Source organism: Actinophytocola xanthii (assembly GCF_001921205.1).
Taxonomy (GTDB): domain Bacteria; phylum Actinomycetota; class Actinomycetes; order Mycobacteriales; family Pseudonocardiaceae; genus Actinophytocola; species Actinophytocola xanthii.
Map to the genome: position 1 here is coordinate 1 of NZ_MSIE01000055.1, position 26,452 is coordinate 26,452.

Consider the following 26,452-nt stretch of genomic DNA (forward strand, 5'->3'; position numbering starts at 1 on the left):
CCACACCCTACAACTGCCAACGAACTACCGACTCAGGACACTAGTGACCTGAAGCGGTGGGCGTCGATGCGTTCTGGTGGGACATCAAATCGTAACCCGTCGCGGGCATTCCTCCGGAATTCCCCATGGAGCATCATTGTTCGCCTCAAAGGGAAAAAGGCCGTCGCCGGCGGCTCACGACGCGGTCCTTCCGATCATGGCGGGCGTGGCCGACTGACCTTATCTCGATCGGGGACGCGGGCCCCGACTCCGGTGGCGACTGCGGTCTGCTGCCCAAATCCACCCCGGACCGGTCAGGTCCCTCCGGAAAGTCGTGCGAGGACACCCACCTCCGGTGTTGTCGACACCGGGACGATCCAAAGTCACCGGTCGAACCGTCATAGTCGGTCGTGCGGATCCAGGTGATGGTTCCCGAGTCTCCCATGGTCTGACCTAGTTTCGACAAGCCGAGCCGTGGTGGACGCCGTTCTGCCCGGCGCTGCGGCGACATCATCGAGAGCCGGCGCCTTCGACCTCGTCGGTTAGTGCGGCCTCCGGCGAAAGGGAGCGGTAGTCGACGTCATGGGTCTACGGAGCCAGGTTGACCTGCGCGACGGCCGCCGTCGCTGAGGCCTGTCGGTACGTTACGTCGGGTTACACACCGTGAAGCGCCCGTATGGCGGATTGTCCGGCCTTCCCAGGGTGGACGAGTGTCATGGGTGGATCTTGTCCGGGTGGCGTGGTGTCGGGGGACGCGCGCTGACCGTTCGGGGGTTGTTCGTCAATGCGTCGCGTCTCGGCGCGTGGGCTTCGCTCACGCGTCTGGTCTGTCCTGCCCAGATTCACGACTGCTGTGGTCCTGCTGGCGTTGTTGGGGTCGATGGTGGTGGCCGGGGCGCCCTGGCGCGCGCCGGCTCCACCTCGGGTGACGACTGAGGCGCCGGACGAGGCGTCCGCGTCGCTTGCCGCGCGGGCGCAGGGCCGTCGGGTGGAGGTGGTGAGCCTACGGTCCGAGATGTCCACCACCTACGCGAATCCGGACGGCTCGTGGACGGTGGATAAGTCGTTCGGTCCCGTTCGGGTTCGTCGGGGCGCGAGGTGGGTCGCGGTCGATGCCGACCTGGCCAGGACTCCGTCCGGAACATATGCGACCAGGGCGACTACCGCGACCGTCGAGGTGTCCAGCGGTGGCCGTGTGCCGTTGGTGCAGGTCTACGACGGTAGGCGGAGGTTGACGCTGTCCTGGCCGACGCCGTTACCTGCACCGACGGTCGACGGTTCGGTGGCAACGTACGCCGAGGTCCTGCCCGGTGTCGATCTGAAGGTCCGGGCCACCGATGCCGGTTTCGGTCACGACGTGGTGGTGAAGACCGAGGAGGCTGCGGCGAATCCGGCGTTGGCGCGGATCCGCCTGGCCCTGTCGGCAACCGGGTTGAAGGTGTCCACGGACTCGGCAGGCAACCTGTCCGCCGTGGATTCCGCCGGCACGGAGGTCTTCCACGCTCCCGCCCCGCTGATGTGGGACGACGCCAAACCGCGGGTTGAGCGCTCGGTGGGCGTCGAGGTCTCCGAGGACGCGATGACCCTCGTGCCGGACGTCGCGATGCTGCGGGACCCGAAGACTCGCTTCCCGGTGACGATCGACCCGACCTACAGCCACTACACGCCGGGCGCGCAGAACAAGTGGACCCTGGTGCGTCGCTCGCACCCGACGGCGTCGCACTGGAACCTGCAACCCCGTGACCAGGACGAACGCAACCTCGGCGTGGCCCGCGTGGGCCACGCCCCGGGCTGGCCGGCGGAGTACCTGGACCGTTCCCTCTTCGCGTTCGACACCCAACGCCTGGCGGGATCGACGATCCAGAGCGCGACGTTCCGGATCTGGCAGGTGTGGAAGTACTCGAACTCCTGTGATCCCGCCGCCGTCGACGCTCTGCAGTTATGGCACACCAGCGGGATCGCCTCGAACACCACCTGGAACAACCAACCGCCCTGGTACACCCACCTCTCCTCGGCGAACTCCGTTCCGAAGGCCGGTTCCTGCGATCCGAACTGGGTGGGTCTGGACGCTAAGTCGGCCGTGCAGACGGCCGCAACCAACGGCTCCCCCAATCTCGTGCTGGGCCTGCGAGCCGCCTCCGAAGGCAACGACACCGGCTGGAAACGGTTCTACGTCCAGAGCGGCACCTACCCGATGCTCTCGATCACCTACAACCGCAAGCCCGCCGCCCCCACCGCAGTGGACACCGAACCCAAACTCGCCGCCTGCACCTGGTGCGGGGGTACGCCCTATGTCGGGGCGACCAGGCTGAACCTGAAGGGCGCCATCACCGACCCCGACGGCGGCCAGGTCACCGGACGGTGGAACATCCGCAAGCCCGGCCTGGAAACACGCTCGCAGACCCTCGCCTCGGGTTCGAAGTTCGCCACTCCCCTCGACACGACCGGGATCGCCAACGGCACCACGGTGACCTGGGACCTCACCGGCACCGACGGCGCACTGACCGGCCCGACGGTCACCGGCCCGAAGTTCGTCATCGACAAGACGGCTCCTGCTACGGAACCGGCCGTGAACGGGGTCATCTACAAGCCGGACAACCAGTGGCACGGCGGTGTGAACGTGGCCGACACGTTCACGTTCGGCCCCGGGGCTGAGACCGACATCGATCACTACCTGTGGGGATGGCAGTCTCCACCCTCGAACAAGGTACCCGCCACGGGTGGCCTGAACGGAACCGCGAAGGTCGCGATCTCCCCCGAAGGGGACGGCCCCCGGACCCTGTACGTGCAGAGCGTCGACCGGGCCGGTAACCGCAGCCTCAGGACCAAGGAGTACCGGATCTACGTGCGGTCCGGGAACGGTCCGTACACGCAGTATTCCTTCGAAGGCAACGCGCAGGACACCGCGTATCTCGGGGACAACCACGGCACGCTCAACGGCACCGCCGCCTTCGGAGCCGGTGCGGTCGGCACCGCGGTGCACTTCGACGGCCACCACGGCTCCGACATGACCGCTCCTCGCGCCGTGGCCACCAACGGGAGTTTCTCCGTGATGGCCTGGGTGAAACTGACCAACGCCGACTACGCACGGGCGGCGGTCAGCCAGGACGGCGCCAACTTTCCCGGCTACGCCCTCTGGTACAGACCGGACACCGGTAAATGGGCGTTCGGCATGGCGAACTCCGACTCGACCTACGCCGGTACCGACCAGGTCCTGTCGACCGAGCCAGCGCAGGTGAACACCTGGACCCACCTCGCCGGTGTGTACGACGTGTCGACGAAGAAGCTCACCTTGTACGTGAACGGGCAGAAGACCGGCCCGACTCAGACCCTGAGAACCGTGACCTCATGGGACGCGACCGGTCCGCTGCGGATCGGGCGTGTCAAGTGGCAGGGTGCCCTGGCCGACCCCTGGGCCGGATCTGTCGACGAGGTCCGGGTTTATGACCGCGCGGTGACGTCCACCGAGGTCAGTGCTGCTGTGAGTGGGACCAATGTGCAGGTGGCACAGTGGCCATTCGATGAGGCGTTGAACTCCACCACTCCTGGACAAACCGCGGCCAACACGGTTACCGGCGGAGACGCGGCCATCCTGTTCGCGGACGGCGCGGAGTTCGGTCGCGACAACGAGGGCGAGCGGGGCTGGGTCGAACTCGACGGCACAACCGGATTCGTGACCACCAACCGCGCGACGCTGCGCACCGACCAGAGCTTCTCGGTGGCCGCGACGGTGAGTGCTCACGACTTCACCCGGGACTTCACCGTGGTCTGCCAGCACGGCAGCAAGGTGAGCGGGTTCTGCCTCGAATACGACCACGACGTCGACCGGTGGGCGTTCACCCTGCCCCACAACGATTCGGCCACCCCTTCTGGTCGTGACTCGGTTTCGTCGGATCAGGCTCCCGCGAAGCCACTGGCGGACGCCGTGTCGCAGGTCCAGCCGACCCACTTGACCGGCACTTTCGACACCACGACCGGCAGGGCACGGCTGTTCGTGAACGGAGTGGAGCAGAAAGCGCCTGCCGGTACCGCGCCTGGCGTCCCGCACACGTCCCTATGGCACGCCACAGGACCGCTGGAGATCGGCCGAGGTCTGGTCGCCGGTACCCCGGCGAACCACCTCGACGGAACCGTGGACGAGGTCAGACTCTACAGCCGCGCCATCTCCCCGGAGGAAATCCAGGGGTTGGTCAGCCAGAGTGACATCACCGCGGGCACCTGGACGTTCGACGGCGACGCCAGGGACTCCTCGGCTCGCGGTCTACACGGCCAGCTGCACGGTGGTCCCAGCTGGACCGCGGGCCAGACCACGGCTCCGGATCCCGGCGATCTGGCCGTGCGACTGGACGGCGTCGACGATCACGTCAGTGCCCGGAAAGCGGTCGCCACGAACCAGAGCTTCTCGGTCACCGGATGGGTCCGGCTCGACCGCGCGGGTCAGCAGGGTGCGGTCGTTTCCCAGGACGCGAGCGCGGTCAACGCCTTCTCGCTGCGTGTGAACGCGACCGGGCGATGGACATTCGCCATGCCGCGCTCGGACAGCGCGACCGCCGTCGTTGACGAGGTGGTCGACTCGGCGGCCCAGGTCGGTGTCTGGACGCACCTCGCCGCCGTGTACAGCAGAGAGCGTGGGCAGATCGAGCTCTACGTCAACGGCGTTCTCGCCGGAACCGTCGCCCACACGAACACATTCGACACCGGAGGCGGATTACGGATCGGGGGCGGGACGAAGAACGGTTCCGTCGTGGATCTGTTCCCCGGTGCCGTGGACGACCTGTCCGTCTACAACAGACCACTCCTTCTCACCGAGATCAGGACCATGTCCGGTCGTGATCTGAGCCTGGCCCACCACTGGACTCTCGACGAGGGTTCCGGCACCAGCGCGGCGGACTCGACCGGTGCGCGTCCGGCTGTGTCGACCGGCGGCGTGACTCGCGAAGCAGGTCGGGTGAGCAACTCGGTTCGCACGAACGGGGTGGATGGCGCGCTGTCGACAACGGGTATCGACGTGCGGAACGATCAGAGCTTCACCGTCGCGGCCTGGGTCAACCTGGACAACTACGCGTGCGACTACCGGTGCACCGTGGACGCGGTCAGCGTCGACGGTCCGCAGTCCAGCAAGTTCAGGCTTGGACACCGGGTTGACATGGACCAGAACCCACTAGGCAGCTGGGTGTTCGAGATGCCGTCATCGGACGGCACGAGCTACGAGGCAGCGGTGTCGTTCGATCCAGCTGACGTGGGCCAGTGGGTTCACCTGGTCGGCGTCTACGATGCGCCCAGCAGGACGCTGTGGCTCTACGTCAACGGGAACCGGATCGACAACGGCACGCTCCTCAGTCCGTGGCAGGCGACCGGCGGTGTGCTGATCGGCAGAGGAAAGGTGAACGGAGCCGCAGCCGAGTTCTGGCCGGGGGGTATCGACGACGTCCGCATGTACTCGGGTGCGTTGGACAGAGCCCGGATAGGCGCGTTGTACAGGTCCTTTCCAGCTGCCGCAGCGCCAGGGGCCTCGCCCGATCCGGACGCGGGCCACTGGGCGTTCGACGAGGGCACTGGGACGACGGCTGTCGACGCCGGTTCGCAAGGACTCGACGCCACGCTCGTGGGAAGCACCAGCTGGTCAGGAGACGGACGGATCAAATCGGCCGCTTCGTTCGACGGCACCACCGGCTATGCGAAAACCGTCGGCAGAGCGCTGGACACCGGCGCCAGTTTCAGTTCGGCCGCCTGGGTCCGGCTGTCCGGTTCCGGTAGCCAGGACAGGGTTGTCCTCGGCCAGGACGGGACACAGCTCAGCGCCTTCCAGCTCAAGTACGAGTCGGCGTCGGGCAAATGGGCCATCCAGGTTCCCTCTGCCGACGCGACGAACTCGACGAAGACAGTGGTACGCTCGACCGAGCCGGCGACGGGAGAGTGGACTCATCTCGCACTCGTCTATGACAAGAACGTCCGCCAGGTCAGGCTCTATGTCAACGGTGTTCCTTCAGCGACGGAGCCAGGTGTGGTGGTTCCGCCGTCGACCGGCTCGTTCGTCATAGGCCGCGGAAAGACCAACGGTGCCGATGCCGACTTCTTCTCCGGCAGCGTGGACGACGTGCGTCTGTTCACCACCGCCTTGGAGGACGGCCAGGTCCGGTCGGTGCACGACGACGCGCCATGGTTCGGACTCGGCATGTGGCGATTCAACGAGAGCAACACCGACGACTACCACTGGCGGCAGGTCGACGCCACTCGCTCCACTTCTGGAACGTCGTTCGGACCGGGGATCAACGGCCTCGGGTTGCAGTTGGACGGCACAGCGGGGGCGGCCACGACCCCGACACGCGCCGTGACGATGTGGGACAGCTTCACCGTGTCCGCATGGACGCGCCTCACGCAGGGCGACAAGATCGCGACGGTATTGAGCCAGGACGGCGCGCGGACGAGCGGGTTCGCGTTGCAGTACCGCCCGGAGTCGGGGAGATGGTTGTTCGGTGCGTCCAGCCAGGATGCCGATGGGGCGCCGCTCGTCGGCGCGCTGTCGTCCCAGCCGGCGGTGCTGAACCAGTGGGTCCACTTGGCCGGTGTATACGACCATTCGGCGCAACAGGTCCGTCTTTACGTGAACGGGCAGCTGGCCGGGACCCGCAACCAGAATCCGATGTGGCCGGCGACAGGCGCGTTCACCATCGGACGCGGCAAGCTGAACGGCGCAGCGGCGCACTTCCTGCCCGGCGCGGTGGACGAGGTCCGGGTGGACCAGGGCATGGTTTCCGATGCCGAGATCGCGGTGCGAGCAGGCTGGCCGGCTCCCGCGCCACAGGCACTCGGCAGCTTCGTCAACGCCGCCGGCGACAGGTACACCGCGATGACCGACTCGACCATACCTCCGGGCTATCACTACGAGAGCGCACTCGGCCTGGCCGTCGCTGACCAGCCCGACACCCATCTGCTGTACGGGTGCATTTCCGGCACCGACCGGTTCACTTCGGCCGATCCCGCCTGTGCCGGCGAGACCGTCACCGGTGAGGTGGCGCGGGTCTACTCGGCGCCGTCGGCGGACAACCCGACGATTCCGATTTACAGCTGTCGTCTTGGGGCGGACCGGCACGAGTCCCGCCACCAGAGTTGTGCCGGTGGGGTGAACGAGGGCGTGTTGGGTTACTCGATCGCGTTCGCTCCGCTGGTCCGATACAACAGCCGCAGCGGGGCCGACCACTGGACATCGATCGACGGCACCGCGCCCTCCTATTACCAGGAAGGCTGGTACGGCTGGGTCGCGATCGCTCCACAGCCAGGTACCCAGCCGGTCATGAGCTGTCGAAACGACATCGACGAGTTCACCTCGCTCGAGCTGTCCTGCGAGGGCGAGCAGGTGATCGACGGCACCGGTTACGTGTACACGACACCGCCTGCCGAGCTGGAGTCGATCCCGTTGTACCGGTGCCTGCACCAAACAGATCGGTTCGTGTCCGCCAGCGCCACCTGCGAGGGTCAGACACTCGACCGGCCACTGGGCCATGCCCTGGACACCCTTCCGATTCACACGCCCGTCGATGACGCGGTAACTGCCCTGACTCCTGACCTTCCTCGGTTTTGAAAGAGGAGACCTCGTGCGTACTCGGTTCGTGCTACGCGGCTGCGGTGTGTTCCTGGCCGCGACTCTGACGGCGACGTTGGTGCAGGCAACTGTGTGGCCGTCGGTTGCGGCGGCGACCGGTGGCCCGTCGGTGCCGTCACCGACCGTGCCGTCGGTTCCGGTGACCCAGCAGGGCCATCAGACCCCTGCGTCGAAGGACGAAACGACGCCGCGCGCGTTGCAGGGTGATCAGACCGCGAGCGGGAACTCGTTGCCCGGTGCCGGTGACTTCACGCAGACGTCGTTGAATCCGTCTGCGTCGTGGCAGGTGTCTGGCCAATCGGGTGATTTCTCGTGGTCCTATCCGATCACGACGTCGCCTGCGCCGGGTGGGTTGCAGCCGAACATCGCGTTGTCGTATTCGTCGGGTGCGGTGGACGGGTTGACCAGCGCGACGAACAACCAGGCGTCGTGGGTCGGGGACGGGTGGAGTTTGTGGCCGGGGTTCGTTGAGCGCAGTTATCGCGGTTGCGCGGATGATCTGGAAGGTGGGGGTGAGGAGCCGGGGGATCTGTGCTGGCATACCGACAACGCCACGCTTTCGCTGAACGGATCGGCCTCGGAGCTGATCCGCGATGATGTGACGGGCGTGTGGAAGCCCAAGGATGACGACGGGTCGCGTGTCGAGCGGATGACCACCGTCGGTAACGGGGATGACACCGGTGAGTCATGGAAGATCACCACGGTCGACGGGACGCAGTACTTCTTCGGGTCGACGCCTGCGGCGAAGTCGACCTGGACGGTGCCGGTGTACGGCGACGACGTCAACGAGCCCTGCCACGGGAACACTTTTGATGCGTCGTGGTGTACGCAAGCGTATCGGTGGAACCTGGACAAGGTCGTGGACCGGTTCGGGAACATGATGCGCTACGTCTACCAGACGGAGACGAACTTCTACGGGCGCAACAAGAACAGCGCCGCCACCGAGTACGTGCGCGGCGGCTGGCTGGACCGCATCGACTACGGCCTCCGAGCGGACAACACCGCGATCACCGCATCCGCCCAGGTCACCTTCGACGTGGCCGATCGGTGCGTGCCGGGGTCGAACTGCGTGTTGACCAAGCCGGACAACTTCCCCGACGTGCCCCTCAACCTCAAGTGCGACGGCGGCACCTGCACGAACAAGTGGTCTCCGACCTTCTGGACCACCAAACGCCTCGCCAAGATCACCAGCAGGATCCGCAACGGCAGCGCGTACGACCCCGTCGACTCCTGGGCCCTGCGCCACGAACTACCTGACCCCGGCGACGGCGACAAGGCGGCACTGTGGTTGAAGGGCATCACCCACACCGGCCACACGGGTACCGCGATCACCCTGCCGGAGGTGACCTTCGACGGCGCCCGAAAGCCGAACCGCGTGTACGGCACCGACGGATACTCGGCGCTGATCCGGTTCCGGATGAACGCGATCACTTCCGAGTCAGGCGGGATCACGTCGATCAACTACGCCGATCCGGAGTGCGTGCACGGCTCCCACATGCCGGCGAACCCGGAGACCAACGTCATGCGCTGTTATCCCCAGCGTTGGGTTCCGCCGATGTCTCCAGAACGTACCGACTACTTCCACAAGTACGTGGTCGCCTCCGTTGCCGCCTATGATGGCCTGGCGGGAACACTGGCGGTGGAGACCAGCTACGAGTACCTCGGTGGCGCGGCCTGGCACTTCGATACCTCCGAGTTCACCCCGGAGGACAAGAAAACCTGGAATGAGTTCCGCGGCTTCGGCCGGGTCCGCATCCGCAACGGCTCGGGTCACGACGCGCCGAAGACGATGACCGAACAACGCTTCTATCGGGGCATGGACGGCGACAAACTGCCCTCCGGCACCCGCCAGGTGACGGTCACCGACAGCAAGAACGGCAAACGCACCGACGCCGACTGGCTACACGGCATCCAGTTCGAGAACGCGACCTTCGAGCGCGAAGGCCCGTCCAACCAGGCTGATCCGCCCCGGCTCTCGCGGACGATCAGCACCCCTGTCGTGCACGGCCCCACCGCCACCCGAGGCACCCGGTCCGCCCGCATCGTCCGCACCGGACAGGAACGCACCTTCACCCTGCTCGAGAACGACACCGAACGCGAAACCATGGTCGAGACGACCTACGACCAGCATTACGGCCTCGCCACCCAGGTCAACGACCTCGGCGACGTCACCACCGCCGCCGACGACCTCTGCACCAGGACCACCCGCGTGCCCAACACCGGCGCCCCGTGGCTGATCGACTTCCCCTCGACGAAGGAAACCGTTTCCGTTCGCTGTGGCCAGACACCCAGCTACCCCGATCACGCGGTCAGCGCCGCCCGCACTTCGTACGACGGCCAGAGCGCAGGCGTCGCACCGGCCATTGGCAACATCACCAGAACCGAAGCCGCCTCGGCACGACCCGCGAGCAACCCGGTATACGTCACCCAGGGCACCTTCACCTATGACAAGCACGGCCGTCCGAGAACATCCACCGACATCCTCGGACACACCACCACAACCACCTACACGCCTGCCGAGGGCGGGCCGCTGACCCAGACGGTGTCCACCACACCGCCAACACCGGGTGTCACGGCCGGTTTGGTGACCACTACAACCATCGACCCGAGACGCGGGCAGCCGACGGTGGTCGTGGACCCGAACAACCGGCGCACCGAAGTCGCCTACGACGCTCTGGGCAGGTCGACCGAGGTGTGGCTGGCCAATCGACGGCGGGTCGACTACGCCAACGGCAGCGTCAAGTTCGCCTATCAGGTGCGCAACAACGCGCCCAACGTGGTGACCACGACGACACTCGGCCCCAACGGCGTGTACACCAGCGTCAACCAGATCTATGACGGCCTGCTTCGGCCGCGGCAGACCCAGTCGTCAGCCGTGGGCACGGGTCGGCTGATCACTGATGTTCGCTACGACTCCCACGGCCGGGCCTACCGCACCACCCAACCGTACTTCAACAGCGCCGCCGTCGACTCGAACCTGTGGCTGACCACCGACCAAAACATCCATTCGCTGACCGAGACGGAATACGACGGCGCCGGTCGCCCCGTCGCTCAGGTCTTCAAGGGTGGCGGTATCGAGAAGTGGCGTACCACCACCGCGTACGGCGGCGACCGCGTCCACGTCACCCCGCCCGAGGGGGGCACCGCCACCACCACGATCACCGACGCTCGTGGCCGCACCACCGAACTGCGCACCTACCAGGCCCCCACGCCGACCGGGGACTACGACACAACCACTTACGCCTACACCCCCGCCGGCCAGCTGAAAACCGTCGAGGACCCGGCCGAAAACACGTGGAGCTACACCTACGACCTGCGCGGTCGGCACACCACATCGGTGGACCCCGACCGGGGCACCACCCGCATGACCTACAACGACGCCAATCAACTGACCACCACCGAGGATGCTCGGGGGGTCAAGCTCGCGTACTCCTACGACTCGCTCGGTCGCATGACCCACACCTACCGCGACCAGGTCGGTGGAACGAAGCTCGCGGAATGGGTCTACGACACGGCGCTGTTGGGAAAGGGATACCTCAAATCGTCGACCAGGTGGGTGGGAAACAGCGCGTACACCACCAGTGTGTACTCATACACCACGTTCTACAAACCGACTCAGACCACCGTCACTATCCCCGCGGCCGAGCAGGAACTGGCCGGCGAGTACACCGCCAACTTCGGCTACGACTGGGACGGCAGCCTGTCCGGCGAGGTCTATCCGGCGGCCGGTGAGCTCCCCCGCGAGTCGGTCAACTACGTCCAGGACGACTGGGGGCGTCCCCTGTCCAGTTCCGGCGCGCACAACGGGACTGTCGAGCTGGTGACGAGCACCGGCTACACCCGCTACGGCGAGCCCGAGCGCATACAGATCGGGGAGGGGACCAAACGCGTCTGGCTGTCCTACTACTACGAAGACCAGACCCGTCGACTCAAGCGCACCGTGGTGGACGCCGAGCTGCCCTCGCCCATGCAGGCGGATACCCACTACGCCTACGACGACGCCGGCAACGTCACCTCGGTCGCGGACAAGACCGCAGGTCAGACGGCAGACACCCAGTGTTTCCGCTACGATCACCTGCGCCGGTTGACCGAGGCTTGGACCCCCGCCGCGGACTGCGCGGGAGATCCTTCCGCGACCGCGCTGGGCGGTCCGGCGCCGTACTGGCGCTCGTACGGCTATGACGTGGTCGGCAACCGCACCGCCGAGACCGAGCACGCCATCGGTGGGGACGTCACGCGCACCTACGACTACACAGGCCACGCCCTCGATTCGGTGGTCACCGAGCACGCCGGTGGGACGAATCTGAAGGAGTTCGAGTACGACCCGGTCGGCAACACCACCACCCGCACGGACTCCGGCGAGGACCAGACTCTCGAGTGGGACGCCGAGGGCCACCTCGCGAAGGTTACGGAGGCCTCAGGCGCTGAAACCTCGTTCCTCTACACCGCCGAAGGATCCCGCCTCATCCGCCGTGACGCCCAAGCGGTCACCCTGTACCTGGGCAACCAGGAGATCCGTCTCGACCGCCAAACCAAGGCCAGAACCGCCACCCGGTACTACCAACACGGCAGCCTGCAGATCGCTGTGCGCACCGGTTCTGGACTGACCTGGCTCGCCACCGACCACCAGGGCACCGGCTCGCTGGCGCTCAAGAGCACCACGCTCGAGGTGTTCCGTCGCCGACAGCTGCCGTTCGGCGAATCCCGCGGCGACAACCCGGTCTTCTGGCCCGACCAGCGGGGCTTCGTGGGAGGCGTGAAGGACGAGCTCACCGGCTTGACCCACCTCGGTGCCAGGGAGTACGACCCCGCGCTGGGCCGCTTCGTCTCGGTGGACCCGATCATGGACCTGGCCAATCCCCAGCAGATGCACGGCTACACCTACAGCAACAACAACCCCGTCACATCCTCGGACCCGTCGGGCCTGTACTGCGATTCGTGTGACTATTACAAACACACGAAGGGTGAAGGCAGCGGAAGCAACAAGGCTGGCTGTCAGGCTTACAGCGACGGCAGATGTGGCGCCGGATCATCCGGACGGAAGAAGAGAAAGAAAAAGTCGACACCGGCCCATTACTGCGACGGCTGCAACTGGCCGACCGCCCGCGGACTTTATCCGAGCAAGGTAGGTGTTTTCGGCCGGCCAGAGATTGATCTGGAAGAACTCCAGCGCCGCGGCGTCCAACTCGACGCAAAATCCTGGGAGCTGTTCAACAACAGTGGCGACGAGTACCGCCTGAGCCAACTCGAACCCCTCGCCGGCTATGAACCGCCCACCCCCGTCAGCTGGGGTGATCTCGTTGACTTCGTCTACCAACTGACCCCCGTCTCGGATATCGCCAACTGCGCCAACGGCACCGAGAGCTGCCTCTGGATCCTCACGAACATCCCAGTCCTCAAGGTCATCAAAGCCCTCGACACAAGTGCCGACGCCCTCAAGACCACCGAGAAGGTCGACGTCTCCACCGGCAAGATCAGCTGCCCGAGCAGCTTCGTACCCGGCACCAAGGTCCTCATGGCCGACGGCACCACCAAACCCATCGAAGCCATCCAGGTCGGCGACCAAGTCCTCTCCACCGACCCGGATACCGGCGAAACCGGCCCACGCACTGTCGTCGCAACCATCACCAGCCAAGGCGTCAAGGACCTCACCACCCTCACCATCGACACAGACGGCGACTACGGCACCGAGACCGGTACCCTCACCGCAACCACCAACCACCCCTTCTGGGACGACAACCGAGGGCAGTGGGTGCTTGCGGGGGATCTACAGCCACGGGATGAGCTGAACGAAAGAACTCCGCGGCCCGCGACTCTCATCGATAGCGATAGCACTCGACAGTACCAAGGAGTTCGCAATCTCACCGTAGCCGGCCTCCACACGTACTATGTGATGGCGGGCGATACTCCGATCCTGGTTCATAACGATGACGAGGACGACTACAATCAGGCAATCAACAAAGCTTTGTCCTGGCTCGATGAACGTGGATTCAAGGCAGAAAAGGCGACGATAGGAAGATTTGGTACTATCGCCGGAAAGCCAATCGGCATGCAAACAGCGGATGGAAAGACTGGATTTAGAATCGAGTTTGATGATCGAAACGGCGCTCACATCAACGTCTGGAGCGGCAAGGAAAAGGGCCCGCATTTCAACTTCAATGCAAGTGAAGCAACTGTGACAAAGATTCAAGGACGATTCGGCTGCAACTGATGAGTGACAACTATTGGGAGAGCGTTACCTATTCCGAAGCACCGTTGGCGGCTTTGGAGCGTCAAGATGCCTCGGTGGTCTTCGAGTGGGTGCAGGAACACTTGCCCATCGCCGGAAGCAAGATCGATTGGACTAGGGTTCAGGGGAAACACGATCACTGGAAGTTCGACAACCACGAACAACTTGACGCTAAGGCCATCGAGGAAATATGCAAACGTGTTCAACAAGATTCGATAGTTGAGCACGTAGGAGATGGATTATCGCCGGTCGGCGTCCTTTTTGGAGAATCGAGTGTTGCTGCGATCGTTGGTGCACTACTGGAGATTCCAGAGCACCACTATTTCTTAGCCAGTGATCGTTCATGGATTGTCGTCGTCACCACTGAAGGAGACCTTGATATATTGGAGCGAGGAGCAGAACGAATAGACTAGGCTCGGTACCACCACCGTCGACACCCGCGACGGTGCAGGTGATCACCGGGACCATCCCGGCGGAGCCATTGTGGAGAGATGAGGTCTGGGTGATCGTGGCCGGCCAGACAGTGGTGATCGCGTCCGGCAGTCCGGTCAGCCCGTCACAGACGACCATGAGCACGTCGGCAACGCCGCGGTTCTTCAGTTCGGTCAGCACGTGCAGCCAGTACTTCGCGCCTTCACCGCCATCACCGGCCCAGACTCCGAGGATGTCCCGGCGGCCTTCGCAGGTGACCGCGAGCGCGACGTAGATCGGTCGGTTGGCGACCTGGTCGTCGCGGATCTTGACGTGGATAGCGTCGATGAAGATCACCGGATAGACCGGGTCCAGGGGCCGGTTCTGCCACTCGGTCATGCCCTCAAGCACCTTGTCGGTGATCGTGGAGATCCTCTGCCGCGAGACCTCGGCGCCATAGACCTCGGCGCCATAGACCTCGGCCAGGTGCGCGGAGATCTCCCCGGTCGTCAGTCCCTTGGCGGCCAGCGAGATGACCATCTCGTCGACCCCGGTCAACCGTTTCTGCCGCTTGACGACGATCTTGGGTTCGAAGCTGCCGTTGCGGTCGCGCGGAACAGTGATCTCAACCGAGCCGACATCGGTCAGCACGGTCTTCGATCGAGTGCCATTGCGGGAGTTGCCGGTGTTCCGGCCGGCCGGGTCGTGCTTGTCATAACCCAGATGGTCAGTGATCTCGCCGTCCAGAGCGGACTCGAGCAGCCGCTTGGTCAACTGCTGGAGCACCCCGCCCTCGCCAGTCAGCTGCAGATCAGCCGCTTCTTGACCTACGCCCAGGCTTGGCAGGGGTCGCTATTTGGCGGAGAAAGTTGGTGGTCGCCTGTCCCCTGCGGGCCTGTTTTTCGGAGTTCAGGGGTGTCACCGCCAGATCGAGCAACTTGGAGACACCGTGACTCATCCAGATCGCGTCCGCCGTGGACACCCTGCCATGCGCCGTCCTCACCGCCGTTCGCTGTCTGCGCGGCACGACCAAGCACTGGAATCCGGCGCGGCCAGCCCTCCCGACAACGCTGCAACCCACGCGGCGAACAGGCCCGGGACCGTGCAGGCCCATGCCGCTGAGGAGCCTCTTCTCTACACCGCCGAGCAGGCGGCGGCGCTGTTGCAGGTGCGTCCGTCGTGGTTGCGGCGCAAAGCCGCAGCACGAGCGGTACCCTGCCGGTTCGTCGGCAAACACCTGCGGTTCTCCCGCGCCGACATCGAGACAATCGCCGAAGGCGAGACACCCTAAGAACATGGCTTTCTCAAAAATGTTCCGCAAGCCGCTCTAAACATTTTTTCGCGTGGGGCAGCCATTCACGCTTCACTTGACATTTGACGAACACGGAGCGTCCATATGTCCGTCAAATTTCACACATCACCAGGGGGTGTTTCAGTCATGGCCTTCGTTGAGAAGAGCGGCAAGAATCTGTGGCGGGTGCGTTACCCGAAAGACGACGGTGGATTCGGCACCATCTCCGGATTCACCTCGAAAACCGCGGCGGAGAACAAAGCGCACGAGATCGAAGCCGACCAGCGGCGCGGTCAGTTCCTCGACCCCGACGGCGGGAAACTGACGCTGGCGGAGTGGTCGATCGCCTGGTTCGACGCGCTCGACGTCGCCGCGACCACCGAAGCCCAGTACCGCAGCCTGGTCCGCAACCACATCCTCCCCCGCTGGGGCACCACCCGCCTGGACGCGATCTCCGGGCTGGCCGTGCACACCTGGGGCAAGAAACTCCGCGCCGAGGGCTACGCCCAAGCCACCGTGATCACAATCGTCAAAGTGATGTCGATGCTGCTGGCCGACGCCGCCGACGAACGCCTCATCGCCGTTAACCCCATCCAGCCCCGCCGCCGCGGCAAGCGCCGGCACGAGGTCCGCACCGAACGGGTCTGGGCCACGCCCGAACAGGCCCTCGGCGTCGCCGCGCAGGCCGCAGCGCTGGTCGGAGACTGGGCCGCCGTGCTGATGATCACCGCCGCGTGGACCGGGGCGCGGTGGGGTGAACTCGCCGGACTGCGCAGGCATAACCTTCACCTCGACGACGCCACCCTCGTCATCGACCGCCATGCCGGAGCGCTGCACGAGGTGAACGGGCGGCTCGAGCTCGGGCCACCCAAGACCGCGGAATCCGCCCGCACCATCACCCTTCCCCCTTTTCTCGTGCACCTCCTGCGAACGCACCTCAACGGGCACGACCATCCGCACGTGTTCGTCACTTCCGAGGGGGAGCTACTCCGCAGGTCGAACTTCGCCCGCCGCGCGATGCGGCCCGCCGCCGACGGCAACCACCACCGCACCCGGCCCCGCACCCGCGTCCACCCCGTCCTGCCCGGACTGGTCTTCCATGGGTTCCGGCATAGCCACAAGACCTGGCTCATCGCTGATGGCATCCCTGATGTCGCGCAAGCCCGGCGCCTTGGACACCGCATACCGGACAAGATCCAGCACATCTACTCCCACGTCGCCCCCGAAGTCGAAACACGACTCATCAACGCCCTCCAACACCGGTGGACCATCGCACTCCACACCCTCACCGGCAACACCACCACGCCAAGCACCGAACACAGCGCCGAGCGGCTCACCCGACTCGCACTACCCGTCGCGACCATCCCCGCGGTCGACCTGACCGCCTGACACCACCCAACACACGGCCGCCACCTCCCCTTGGGAGGTCGCGGCCGTTCCTCACTCCGGCATCCCCACCGACACGCCGTCTTTCGCAGCCAATCCGCCGCCATGAACCGGCCAGACCACACCCCAGCCGTCCACACCCGTCATCGACCCGCTCACGCCGCCGTCAACCGGGCGCAACCACCACCAACCGGCCGCAACCGGACCCATCCCAGCCGCGATCGACCCCGGATGACGTCCGTTAAGCCCGGATGACGGAGGAGAGTCTGCAAGGCGACCCCACATGGCCGTTGGTCAAAGCCAGACCATGATCGTCTCCTTATTTTCTCCTTCTTACCCTTGTTGATCTCCATTCAGACCTAAATAGACAGTCCTACAAGATCGACAGCAGGACAGCAAAAAGGCCCGCTGACCTGGACTTTCATCCAAAACCAGCGGGCCTATCGCGACCGTCGGGCTGACAGGATTTGAACCTGCGACCCCTTGACCCCCAGCACAAGCAAGTCAAGCGCTGTGCTCGAGGCCGTTCATCCAGCTCACGAACGAGCGTACCGCGCCCAGTTTCCGGGTCTGGCCACTCCCCCAGACCACCCTCCGCAGACCCGGTTTAGTCAAGCACAGTTTCCGCAGGTCAGAACCAGTATATACCGCTTCCTCGCACTCCCCGGCCCAGACGCCGCTGGCGAACTCGGACACCGGGGCGTCCTCAAACGGGACCCGCGGCAAGTCAGCGCGCCCCGGCCGCCGACCAGGTCGCGTTCGTATTCCGGCCAGACTCGCAGCGGAAGGGCATCCTCCAGTATCGGGGCGAACGAGATCGTCGCCGTCGACTGGGCCGCCCGCCCTGCCGGTGAGCACAGGACCCCACGGAGGTAGGCGCAGAGCACGTTGATCACAATTTCGCGGTGGACGGGGTTGTCCTGGGCGACGCGTTCCAGCGCGTAGAGACCACCTTGGCGGACCACGGCCTTGTCCGACCCCAACTGCTCAACCGCCGCGGTGTACAGCTCGGTTACCCGGCGTTCGGTCGCGTCGAGCTCGGTCGCGGTCGTGGCCACTTCCTGGTGCCATTGGCGGCGTACGGCGAGCAGCAACGCGAACACGCCTCCAGTTCCGGCGCCGATGCTCAAGCCGGTCTTGATCGCTTCGACTCGAGCTGCCGGTGGATCCTTGGCCTCGGCTGCCTCGTTCAGCAACCAGGCGGTGGCCAGCCATGCCACACCGGCCACTAGGACGGCGGCGGCCACGGTCCACCAGCTCAGTGGGGAGACCACCGCGTCCTGCACGGCCGGTGGCCGCCGGGGAGACCGTGGGCCCCGGACGTGGAGGAACGCGCTGGTGGTGAGCACACCGAGGGCCACCGCGCACAACAAGAGCCACCCCAGCTCGGGCCATCTCTCCCGAGAACCCACCCAGCGTGCCACCGCGGCCCAGTCCATCCACCCGGTCACTCCGATCGAACCCGCCAACAGCAGCACCAGGCCCACCGCGGCCCGAACCACCACATCACGACGCAACACGGAATGGACACAGAGTCGCTGCAGACGATCCGTTCGTGACCATGCCGCTGTCCGCAGGAGGCCGAGCCAGGTCGAGCCCCGAGCGCCGGGGGCCCGGGCTCAAGCACCACCAGCGGACCTGCCCCGAGTAGGCCCCCAGGCAGAGTGGTCGCAGCGATCACCGGCCAAGCCGGACGGGGCCACGCCTGCGCCCCGAGGACATGGGAACGTCAGAAGGGGGTGAAAGCGCGCGAATTTCGAGTAGAGGACGTGGTAGCAGTTCGTGCAGTTCTCCACCTGGAGGCCGCCTGGCTGCAGGCCTCTCCCCGCACGCCAGCGGCTACGCGGACTTCTCTCGACACCTACTCTCCCGAGGCGTCGCCCTGGTCAACGCCACTGACCCGCAGCTCACCCAAGCGAACGCGCCGGCGCCGCGCATGAGCTGGCCGACCCTGACCACGACGGGGGTCTTCGAAACCACAACGTGGGGGGTCCGCCCGGCTGGTCGCCGCGATCCCTCGGACGATCCGGGTCGAGTTCGGCGACCACTCTGGTGAATTCTATGGTGAACCTCGTCGAAAGGCAGGCAAGGCGACGAGTACACGGTCAGTGCGGTGCTGATACGGGCGTGAACACGCCCTGCTCGGTTGAGACCGGGGCGCCGTTCGAACAGAAATGTGCAGTCAGCGAAGCCGCTCCAAGATCGAGCGCGTACCAAGTTTCCGGTCTGCGGCGAGGAGATACGAAACCGGCGTTGTGGGCTTCGCGCGCATCATTGAGGCAAGATGCGGAACAACGGCGAGTGCGACGGCGGCGCCGCCGAGCAGCGCGTTGCCGCCGGCCATAGCAACGCCACCAAGGAGAGTTCCGGCCGCAGCGCCTGGATCGACTTTCGCAGCGAGAGTACCGATGGCTGTATCAATTCCGATCCCGGCCATCTCCCGACGGAGAGAATTAAGCTGCGGCCGGGTGTGTTTATCGTATAGTGCCTGCAGGTGAGCTTGAGCCATCGCGGGATTCTCCACGTTCGCCACTTGTCCGAGTTCGTCAACCAGCTCTGAAACGTGCGAACGGAATGCGACCATTCCGTCCTGATGTTTACGTCGAAATTTGAGCAACTTTGCCATCGGAATTGCGTTAATATTCTTCGGTTCGATCACCGCCTGCAATGCCAGTTGGAAGTAAGCGCTCTCTACGTTCGGATCAACCCGCTTCGGCCGACTTCGCAACAGCAACAGGTCGATGAGTTGTTCCACAACCCCTACAGCGACGCGCATTTTCAAATCATCTGTGACTGGCGAAATCTTATTATGTCGCCCCCATTACATCAGCAAGGGTGGCTACATAGATAGATCCGAGAGTGGAATGGAGGCCAATCCAGGACGGGTCTTCTTCGCTCTTTCTGCCGAGCCCAAGTCGAGTAGAATTACTCTCAGAGAGTCGTCCATGCTGGACTGATCGCTTCCGCAATATACCCACAAGGGCCCGGATGGTTCACCGCCGCCGGAATCTGTGGTCGCGGAAGACGGCGCCATTCCGGCCCCGACATGCCCTTGAGGAGTCTCAAAGCCGCGAGTCCCTCGTGTCGATTGAGAGCCCCGGTCAAGATGATATAGCTCGACGATTTCACTTTGATGAGATCCTATTACTTCGAGAAAACTCAGCACTACCACTTCGGCCCTTGAAAATCGAGATGTACCTGCGGCGCTACCACGACGTGAAGATAGGCCCTTCGACGATTTACCGGCTCCTCGCAGCGATCCTCGCTCGCACGCTGAAAATGCACACCGACGTCGCCGTCACCTGGCGACGCTACTCCGCCGGCGACTGGGCCGCCAACGCCGCCGACGCACCAGCCTCGATCTTTCGTGTGTGTTGTCAGGTGGGTTGTAGTGCGGCGTAGCCGGTGTGGATGAGGTGGTTCCAGGGCCAGTTATGGGGTAGTCGGTGTCGGCGGCCGGTGCGGATGATGCGTCGGCGACGGCGAGGAGGCGTAGTCGTAGTCGTTTGGGTTCCCAGCGGCGGGCGGGTTCGTTTGGGTCGAAGGCGAGGGTTTGGGTCCAGGCGAGGAGGTCGGCGGCCAGGCGACGATCTCCAGCCAGATCCGTTTGTGGCGTAGCCGTAAAAGGGCAGGTTGCGCATCCCGGTGTCTTTCAGCCCACGGATGCGTCTTCTGCTCGGGCCCGTTGGCGGTGGCGGACTTCCAGGGCGGCCAGGGTCCAGCCGGGCCCGCGGGTGTTGGTGGCGAAGCAGGTGATGCGCCAACCGTCGAGGTCGGTCAGCCGCAGCTGCGCTCCCGGGTGCGGGCGTTCCCGGCGGGCGATCACCCGCATATCGGCTGGCCAGTCCTGGGGCCCGGGTCGGGTTGCCCGGACGGGGGCGGGCATCCATGCTGTGAGTTCGGCGATCTGGGCACTGTCGCGTGGGTGACCGTCGCCGTCGATCGCAGCGCGCCATGCTTGGGCTGGGATCGCCTCGATCGCGGTCTTGACCGTCTCATGCGCGGGAAACCCGATCGAGTACTCCCGCCCCAGCTCGGTGACATAGGTCAGGAATGCCTTGGAACACGCACCGGAATCGGCGCGGACCAGCACCTGGCTCCGCTCCCGCTCGGGCAGCTGGGCCAGCGCGAGGTCCAGCGCCTGGATGTGATCGGCCTTGTTCCAGTGTGAGGCACTTCCCGGACACAGCTGTGCGACCAGCGTTTCCCCGGTCCCGTGCTCGCCGTGGTCGACGTAGGCACATCGGAGCGAACCCGAACCCCGCTTGTGGGTAGGCGTGGCGTGTTCCATGTCCGAATGCGCCGTGGTCGGGGTGGCGTCGATGTCCACGATCACCTGACCGCCGTCGCGGTTTCCCGGCCGCCCGCCAAGCGGTCGGCGCCGCGCCCATACCGCCGCCCGTGCCTTCGCTCGAGCGGACCGGATCGCTGGCAACACGGTGTCGATATCGGCGGCCAACGTACTGACCAGCCGCGACACCGTCGGGTCACTGGCCACCACGCCGAAGATCTGCGGCTGCGCCCTGACCACCGCAAGTTCAGCCAAGCAGCTCGGGCTCCTCGATCAAAGGCGAGCACCCAGCCCGCACCAGCAACCGCAAACTCAAACTCGAACGAGCATTCTTCCTCGCCGCGTTCGCAGCCTTGCTCGACCCACCAGCAGGGCCTACTACCAGCGAAAACGCGACGAGGGAAGAAACACAACGCCGCACTGATCTGCCTGGCCCGGCGCCGCTGCGACGTCCTGTTCGCAATGCTCCGCAACAAGACCTACTACCGGCACCCCGAACCCACTCCCATCCCCACTGCGGCTTGACAACCACATAGGGACACCCCCAGGCGGCGACGCCGCACGCCACCAGGCCAACCCCGAGGACCAAGGTCTGGACGAGACCCGGGTGATCGGCGAGTACACTCCGGGCACGGAGATCACCGACGTCGACGACAGCTTCAGCAGCCGGTTCCTCTACGCGTTCTGGCGGCTGTGCGACCAGCGCATCGCCGAGGTCGGCCAGGCCCAGGTCGCCGCCGACCGCGCCGGGGTGTCGCCCGAGGTGCGGGTCATCCTTGCTCTCTACGCTCCCTGGGCACTGGGATTCGCCTCCCCGCGCGGCGGCCCTCCCTCCGAGCAACGGTTCGGCAGGGTTGACTACGCCAAGGGCGGGGGCCTGCGCCTGGCAGTGGACGCCGAGCTGACGGAGCTGTACCCGGAGCGGACTATGCGGTTCCTGGAACTGCTCGACGCCCCCGTGGCCGCTACCACCCCACAGATCCCGGCGGTGAGCACCGCACTGCCCGCCGGGTTCGTCGCGACTCCGCAGGCGCTGGGCCGCCCGTTGTCCCCGGCCTTGCTCGCCGAGGTGACCACCGCGATGGCCAGGGTCACCCAAGCTGGTGGCCGGTCCTCGCGTGGGCTGTCGCAGTACCTAGCCAGCCGGAGCACCCGCCCGCTGGAATCCTCGCTGGGGTAGTCGAGTCCTCCTCACAGATCGGCGCGTCGGCGCGTCGCCCCGTGCCATAGACGCCCGAAGTGCGCCAGAGCCGTTTGTCTGGACAGACCCGAACGTTTTACAGTTCCACCGAAGGGGATGGCCGGCCTCGCAACCAGCTGCTCAATTTGGTGGGTTTGGCTGTCATTTTGGCGAGGATCTGCTGAAGTTCAGTGAGCCGGTGTTTGATGCGGTCGTGGTAGCCGCCGCTGCCGCGGAGCGCGCATGTGAATTCGGCGATGCTGTCGTCGACAGGCCCCGGGACAGCGAATAGGTGCATCTCAGTAATCTCAAGGCGGCGGTTAAAACCGGTCGTTTCGTCCTGCCATCGGTGGAGGAGACTTAGGAGTTCTGCGTCGGCGCGTTCGCTGAAAGCCCCGGAGATCAGCGCTGCGTCGACTGCTGAGAGGGGTAGACGGGGAAATACCCGTCGCCGGTCGAGGTAGGAGGTGAACTCGCGGCTGTTTAGTATGGCGGTTACGCGGTCGAGCTCATCTCGGAGTGTGAACAGAACAGTTTGGCGACGTTCTTGTCTTGTGGCCCTTCGTTCGGCGAGCAGGCCACCGAGTCCTCCGAGCACACCGAGTAGGCCCACGGATGGTTCGAACATGGCCGGTCCTCGTGAGGTGGCGAGCCAGGCGAGGCTTACGAGGCCCGCGAGGGTAACGCTACCGAACGTGGCGAACGCGATGATGGTGGATCGGGACATGGGGAGGTGTCTTTCGGTCAGATGGCCGGGTCGCGCCAGAGGTCGTCGGCAATCGTGGGCTCGGGAACGGTTGCGAGGAGGTCCTGGTTGCTCGCGAGTACGGCGAGCTCCATTCCGAATGCCGGTCCGTCGTTAATAGATGTGAAACGTGCTGGCGTGCTAGCAAGTTGCGTGAGGCCGCTGTCCTTGAGCAGGGCGGCGATGCCTGTGTGGGCGTACTTGCGCGTCACCAGCAGCCGAATCGTGTCGCCGTGCTTAAAGGAGACTGGTTCACCCGTGGAGAGGGTAAACGTGGTGTCCCCGTCCTCCTTCTTTCGGTAGATAACCTTTACGAACAGAGCACGATTTCCTTCGACCGTACCGACGTAGGAGACGTCGTGCTTGCTTACCCGGAGATCGGTGTATCGACGAAGCGCGCTAATCACGAACTCACCGAAGCTGCTACTGCGCTCGTACTCCTTCGCCGCTAGGGCCGCATGGTTGGCATCGAGTAGAGGAGCGGTGCTGACCTCCAGAAGAAGCCGATCCTGCGAGCGCAGGAGATTGGCGGTGATATTTTTCAAGAGTTCACCGTCGTCAGTGAAGTTGGCCAGAGTATTGCCTAGCAGGGAGAACAGGACCGGGGTGCCGCCGAATGCGGTATCCAGTAGTTGGCGAAGCCGGAGCTGGTTGTCGCGACGGGCGAAGTCCCACGGCAGTGCCAGGATACGATCGCTCGACAGTCGCAGCTGCACGATGAGGTCGCGCACAGAGAACCCCAGCATATCCGGGCTAGCGTCGACCGGGAGATAGTACAAGTTGGCGTTGTCGCGACGTAGTTCACGGAGCACGACAGCGTCTTTCTGGCCGTCGCCTGGGCCAAGGCTGACGTAGTTGAATGGACCGGATCCGAGACTGGAGCGGATCTGGCACCAGCGATCCCGAAATGACTCGATGCTGCGTCGCATTACCGGGTAGAGCCGGTCCTGGCAAGCCTTCGACCACGCGTCCGCGGGTCCCTCACCGGCGTACGCGAAGGCTGAGGAGATCCACTTGCCATCTCCCGTGGTGGAGTGGCCGCGACGAAGCCCATCGAGGAGTTCGCCCAGAGAGTCGGCCTGCCCCTCCGTAGCGAGTTGGGCCCACATCGGGATATTCATTTGCCGGAGGATCTTTGCCAGTCCGCACCTCAGCACCGAGGGATGCGCCTCGTCGTGTACCGGCTCGTCACACGGGCGCCCGTAGGCGGAGAAAGGGTCCACTGGTTCCGTCGTCACTCTGCGTCTCCAAATCCTCGTGCAGTTGCACGCAACGCTACCGCTGAGCAAAGACTCTGAGTAGAGCCAGAACGGGTGAATCTGAGTGCTTGCTCAGTCATATGAATTCTAGTGCGGGTTCACCTGCGCTGTAGGAGTTGTTACAGTTGTCTCTGTGGGCCACACCTCGCGGGAAGAGCTGAGAGCACGACGGGAGAACACACGTGCCCGGCTGCTCGAGGCTGGGAAGGATCTTCTGGCCACAGTGCCGCTAGGCGGGATCGCCAGTCATCTGCGCTCCGGCGAGGTCACTCGGCGGGCGAAGCTCTCGGCAGGCTCGCTGTACTACCACTGGATGAGCCAGGACGAGTACATCGTCGACCTCGTTGACTACGTGCTGCGCTGCATGAGCGACGAACGTGCCGCCAAGGCGAAGGAGCACGCCCAGGACATGTTCGCGGCAACGCTTGAGGACGACCAGCCGCTTCCGAAGGCCGTGCGGAGCATCGGCAACGCGGCATTCGCCCAATTGCAGGCCGACGACTCAGTGTTCTTGCAGATGGCGCTGTGGAGCGCTCATCGGGACGATCCCGAGATAGCCCGGCGGCTGAAAGACATGTACTCGCGGGTCCAGTCGTGTTGGCGCGCACACGTGGAGCAGACTGTCCAGGCGCAGGGGCGCAAATGGCGGTCACCCTTCGACGCCTCAGCCATGACAACCGCACTCATCGCCCTATCCGAAGGACTGCTCCTGCGGTCGAAGGTCGACCCCGAAGCAGTGCCGGAGTACAACCACCCCGATGGAAACTGGACCATGATGTCCACTCTCAGTCTGGCGCTCTACCATGCGATGACCACCACTGCCGACGAACTGGATGACGTCAGGGATCAGGACTAGCTACTTCGACCTGAAAACGGGTCGGTTGACTGAGAACGTGTTTGAGATCTTGATCGGCGTGTCTAGTTGACCTTGCTGGTGGGGTCCGTATCTGATTGTTGACCGGTTAAAGGGTTTGGCGTTGGACACCAAATATCGCCATACGCCGGGCCCTGAGCCGATTATGTGGCCGCCGAACGGCGGTGAGGCACAGCTTTGGTGGATCGATCTGGTGTCTAGCTCTCGCGAGTACACCATCACATCGGTCGAGACCGGCCTCCGGTTGGACGCGGGCGAGCGATTTGACTTGTCTCGTCCACCCACGATGTCGCAGCCGCATGGACTGAGTCATCAGCGTTGGGGGTTCATACCTGGCCCTGAGAGGGTCGGCTGCCTGATCGTATTGGTCTGACCCCGGTTTGTGGTCTGGTTCGAGTGAGAGTCTGGATGCTCGAGAACGGGCAGGAAGGCTCGATGATCATGGCGACGAGGAAGCGGCACTCGCCGGAGCAGGTCGTGCGGAAGTTGACGACTGCGGATCGGTTACTGGCTGAGGGCAAGGACGTGGCGGCGGTGTGCCGTGAGCTGGGGGTTTCTGAGCAGACCTATCACCGCTGGCGTAACCAGTTCGGTGGGTTGAAGGCCGACGACGCGAAACGGTTGAAGGATCTCGAGCGGGAGAACTCGATGCTCAAGCGGTTGCTCGCGGACGCGGAGCTGGAGAAGGCGGCGTTGAAGGAGATCACAAAGGGAAACTTCTGAGTCCGGAGCGTCGCCAGGCCGCCGTGCGCCACCTCATGGTTGTTCTGGGTCTGAGTGAGCGGTTCGCGTGCCGGCTGACTGGTCAGCACCGTGCGACGCAGCGACGTGAGCCGGCGAGCATGACACCAGGTGATCCGGATGCGGCGTTGCGGGCCTGGCTCCGCGACTGAGCGAATGCTCATCCTCGGCGCGGGTTCCGCAACGCACACGCCGATGCCTGCGGCGAGGGCTGGCACGTCAACCACAAGAAGGTCCAGCGGTTGTGGCGTGAGGAAGGGCTGCGGGTGCCGCAACGCCGGCGACGCAAACGCATCGGCGCCTCGACCGCGCCGGACCCACCGAAGGCCCGCGCGCCGAACCGGGTCTGGGCTGCGGACTCTCAGTTCGACGCCACCACCGACGGCCGACCGATCAAGATCGTCTCCATCATCGATGAGTACACCGAGACCTCGGCAGCGACGAACCTGAAATCATGCCGCTG

13 protein-coding genes and 4 pseudogenes are annotated in these 26,452 nt (G+C 64.7%); 11 read left to right on the top strand and 6 right to left on the bottom strand.

Features of this window, described 5'->3' with window-relative positions; genetic code table 11:
- The first annotated feature begins 994 nt into the window (after window positions 1-994).
- From BU204_RS27005 to BU204_RS39405, 3 genes are read left to right on the top strand one after another with little or no spacing between them, the layout of a single operon-like run.
- On the top strand, window positions 995-7,561 hold the full coding sequence (locus tag BU204_RS27005; protein ID WP_158073518.1) for a LamG-like jellyroll fold domain-containing protein: 6,567 nt from the start codon (window positions 995-997) through the stop codon (window positions 7,559-7,561).
- Between the two features lie 13 nt (window positions 7,562-7,574).
- A complete protein-coding gene (locus BU204_RS27010; protein ID WP_143229768.1) occupies window positions 7,575-13,793 on the top strand; it encodes an RHS repeat-associated core domain-containing protein in 6,219 nt (2,072 codons plus the stop codon).
- Window positions 13,793-14,224, top strand: coding sequence for a hypothetical protein (locus tag BU204_RS39405; RefSeq protein ID WP_143229769.1), 432 nt, complete (start codon window positions 13,793-13,795; stop codon window positions 14,222-14,224). Before BU204_RS27010 ends, BU204_RS39405 begins: the two co-directional genes overlap by 1 nt.
- Before the next feature lie 70 nt (window positions 14,225-14,294).
- Here BU204_RS39405 and BU204_RS27015 read toward each other — a convergent pair.
- Window positions 14,295-15,068, bottom strand: a pseudogene (locus BU204_RS27015) (IS256 family transposase); the annotation flags it as partial.
- A 142-nt stretch (window positions 15,069-15,210) separates the two neighbouring features.
- On the opposite strand from BU204_RS27015, the gene BU204_RS38560 reads away from it, so the two are divergent.
- Window positions 15,211-15,513, top strand: coding sequence for a helix-turn-helix domain-containing protein (locus BU204_RS38560; protein ID WP_083661674.1), 303 nt, complete (start codon window positions 15,211-15,213; stop codon window positions 15,511-15,513).
- Between the two features lie 147 nt (window positions 15,514-15,660).
- On the top strand, window positions 15,661-16,902 hold the full coding sequence (locus tag BU204_RS27025; protein ID WP_075128580.1) for a tyrosine-type recombinase/integrase: 1,242 nt from the start codon (window positions 15,661-15,663) through the stop codon (window positions 16,900-16,902).
- A 608-nt stretch (window positions 16,903-17,510) separates the two neighbouring features.
- Here BU204_RS27025 and BU204_RS27030 read toward each other — a convergent pair.
- Window positions 17,511-18,146, bottom strand: a complete 636-nt coding sequence (locus BU204_RS27030; protein ID WP_143229770.1) for a hypothetical protein — start codon at window positions 18,144-18,146, stop codon at window positions 17,511-17,513.
- Between the two features lie 935 nt (window positions 18,147-19,081).
- A complete protein-coding gene (locus tag BU204_RS39410; RefSeq protein WP_143229771.1) occupies window positions 19,082-19,675 on the bottom strand; it encodes a DUF6236 family protein in 594 nt (197 codons plus the stop codon).
- Window positions 19,676-20,079: 404 nt separating this feature from the next.
- Between BU204_RS39410 and BU204_RS39415 the strand changes: the two genes are divergently transcribed.
- The gene (locus BU204_RS39415) at window positions 20,080-20,301 is read left to right on the top strand and encodes a hypothetical protein (protein WP_143229772.1); all 222 of its coding nucleotides are present in this window, start codon (window positions 20,080-20,082) and stop codon (window positions 20,299-20,301) included.
- Here the strand turns inward: BU204_RS39415 and BU204_RS27035 are convergent.
- A pseudogene (locus tag BU204_RS27035) lies at window positions 20,277-21,448 on the bottom strand (IS1380 family transposase); the annotation flags it as partial. The gene BU204_RS39415 and the pseudogene BU204_RS27035 overlap by 25 nt on opposite strands.
- Before the next feature lie 2 nt (window positions 21,449-21,450).
- On the opposite strand from BU204_RS27035, the pseudogene BU204_RS39420 reads away from it, so the two are divergent.
- Both BU204_RS39420 and BU204_RS27045 read left to right on the top strand, forming a co-directional pair.
- Window positions 21,451-21,715 (top strand): annotated as a pseudogene (locus BU204_RS39420) (IS110 family transposase); the annotation flags it as partial.
- Window positions 21,716-21,797: 82 nt separating this feature from the next.
- A complete protein-coding gene (locus BU204_RS27045) occupies window positions 21,798-22,370 on the top strand; it encodes a hypothetical protein (protein WP_075128583.1) in 573 nt (190 codons plus the stop codon).
- 97 nt (window positions 22,371-22,467) lie between these two features.
- On the opposite strand, the gene BU204_RS39425 is transcribed toward BU204_RS27045, so the two are convergent.
- Both BU204_RS39425 and BU204_RS27050 read right to left on the bottom strand, forming a co-directional pair.
- On the bottom strand, window positions 22,468-22,998 hold the full coding sequence (locus BU204_RS39425) for a hypothetical protein (protein ID WP_143229774.1): 531 nt from the start codon (window positions 22,996-22,998) through the stop codon (window positions 22,468-22,470).
- 116 nt (window positions 22,999-23,114) lie between these two features.
- A complete protein-coding gene (locus BU204_RS27050; RefSeq protein ID WP_143229775.1) occupies window positions 23,115-24,236 on the bottom strand; it encodes an L-histidine N(alpha)-methyltransferase in 1,122 nt (373 codons plus the stop codon).
- 271 nt (window positions 24,237-24,507) lie between these two features.
- Here BU204_RS27050 and BU204_RS27055 point away from each other — a divergent pair, with 271 nt between their 5' ends.
- The 3 genes and pseudogenes from BU204_RS27055 to BU204_RS38565 form a co-directional block, all read left to right on the top strand.
- Entirely contained in the window at window positions 24,508-25,230 is a 723-nt protein-coding gene (locus BU204_RS27055; RefSeq protein ID WP_143229776.1) for a TetR/AcrR family transcriptional regulator, read from the top strand.
- A gap of 94 nt (window positions 25,231-25,324) precedes the next feature.
- A complete protein-coding gene (locus BU204_RS42315) occupies window positions 25,325-25,621 on the top strand; it encodes an RICIN domain-containing protein (protein WP_408608050.1) in 297 nt (98 codons plus the stop codon).
- A 68-nt stretch (window positions 25,622-25,689) separates the two neighbouring features.
- Window positions 25,690-26,414 (top strand): annotated as a pseudogene (locus BU204_RS38565) (transposase); the annotation flags it as partial.
- Between the last annotated feature and the right edge of the window lie 38 nt (window positions 26,415-26,452).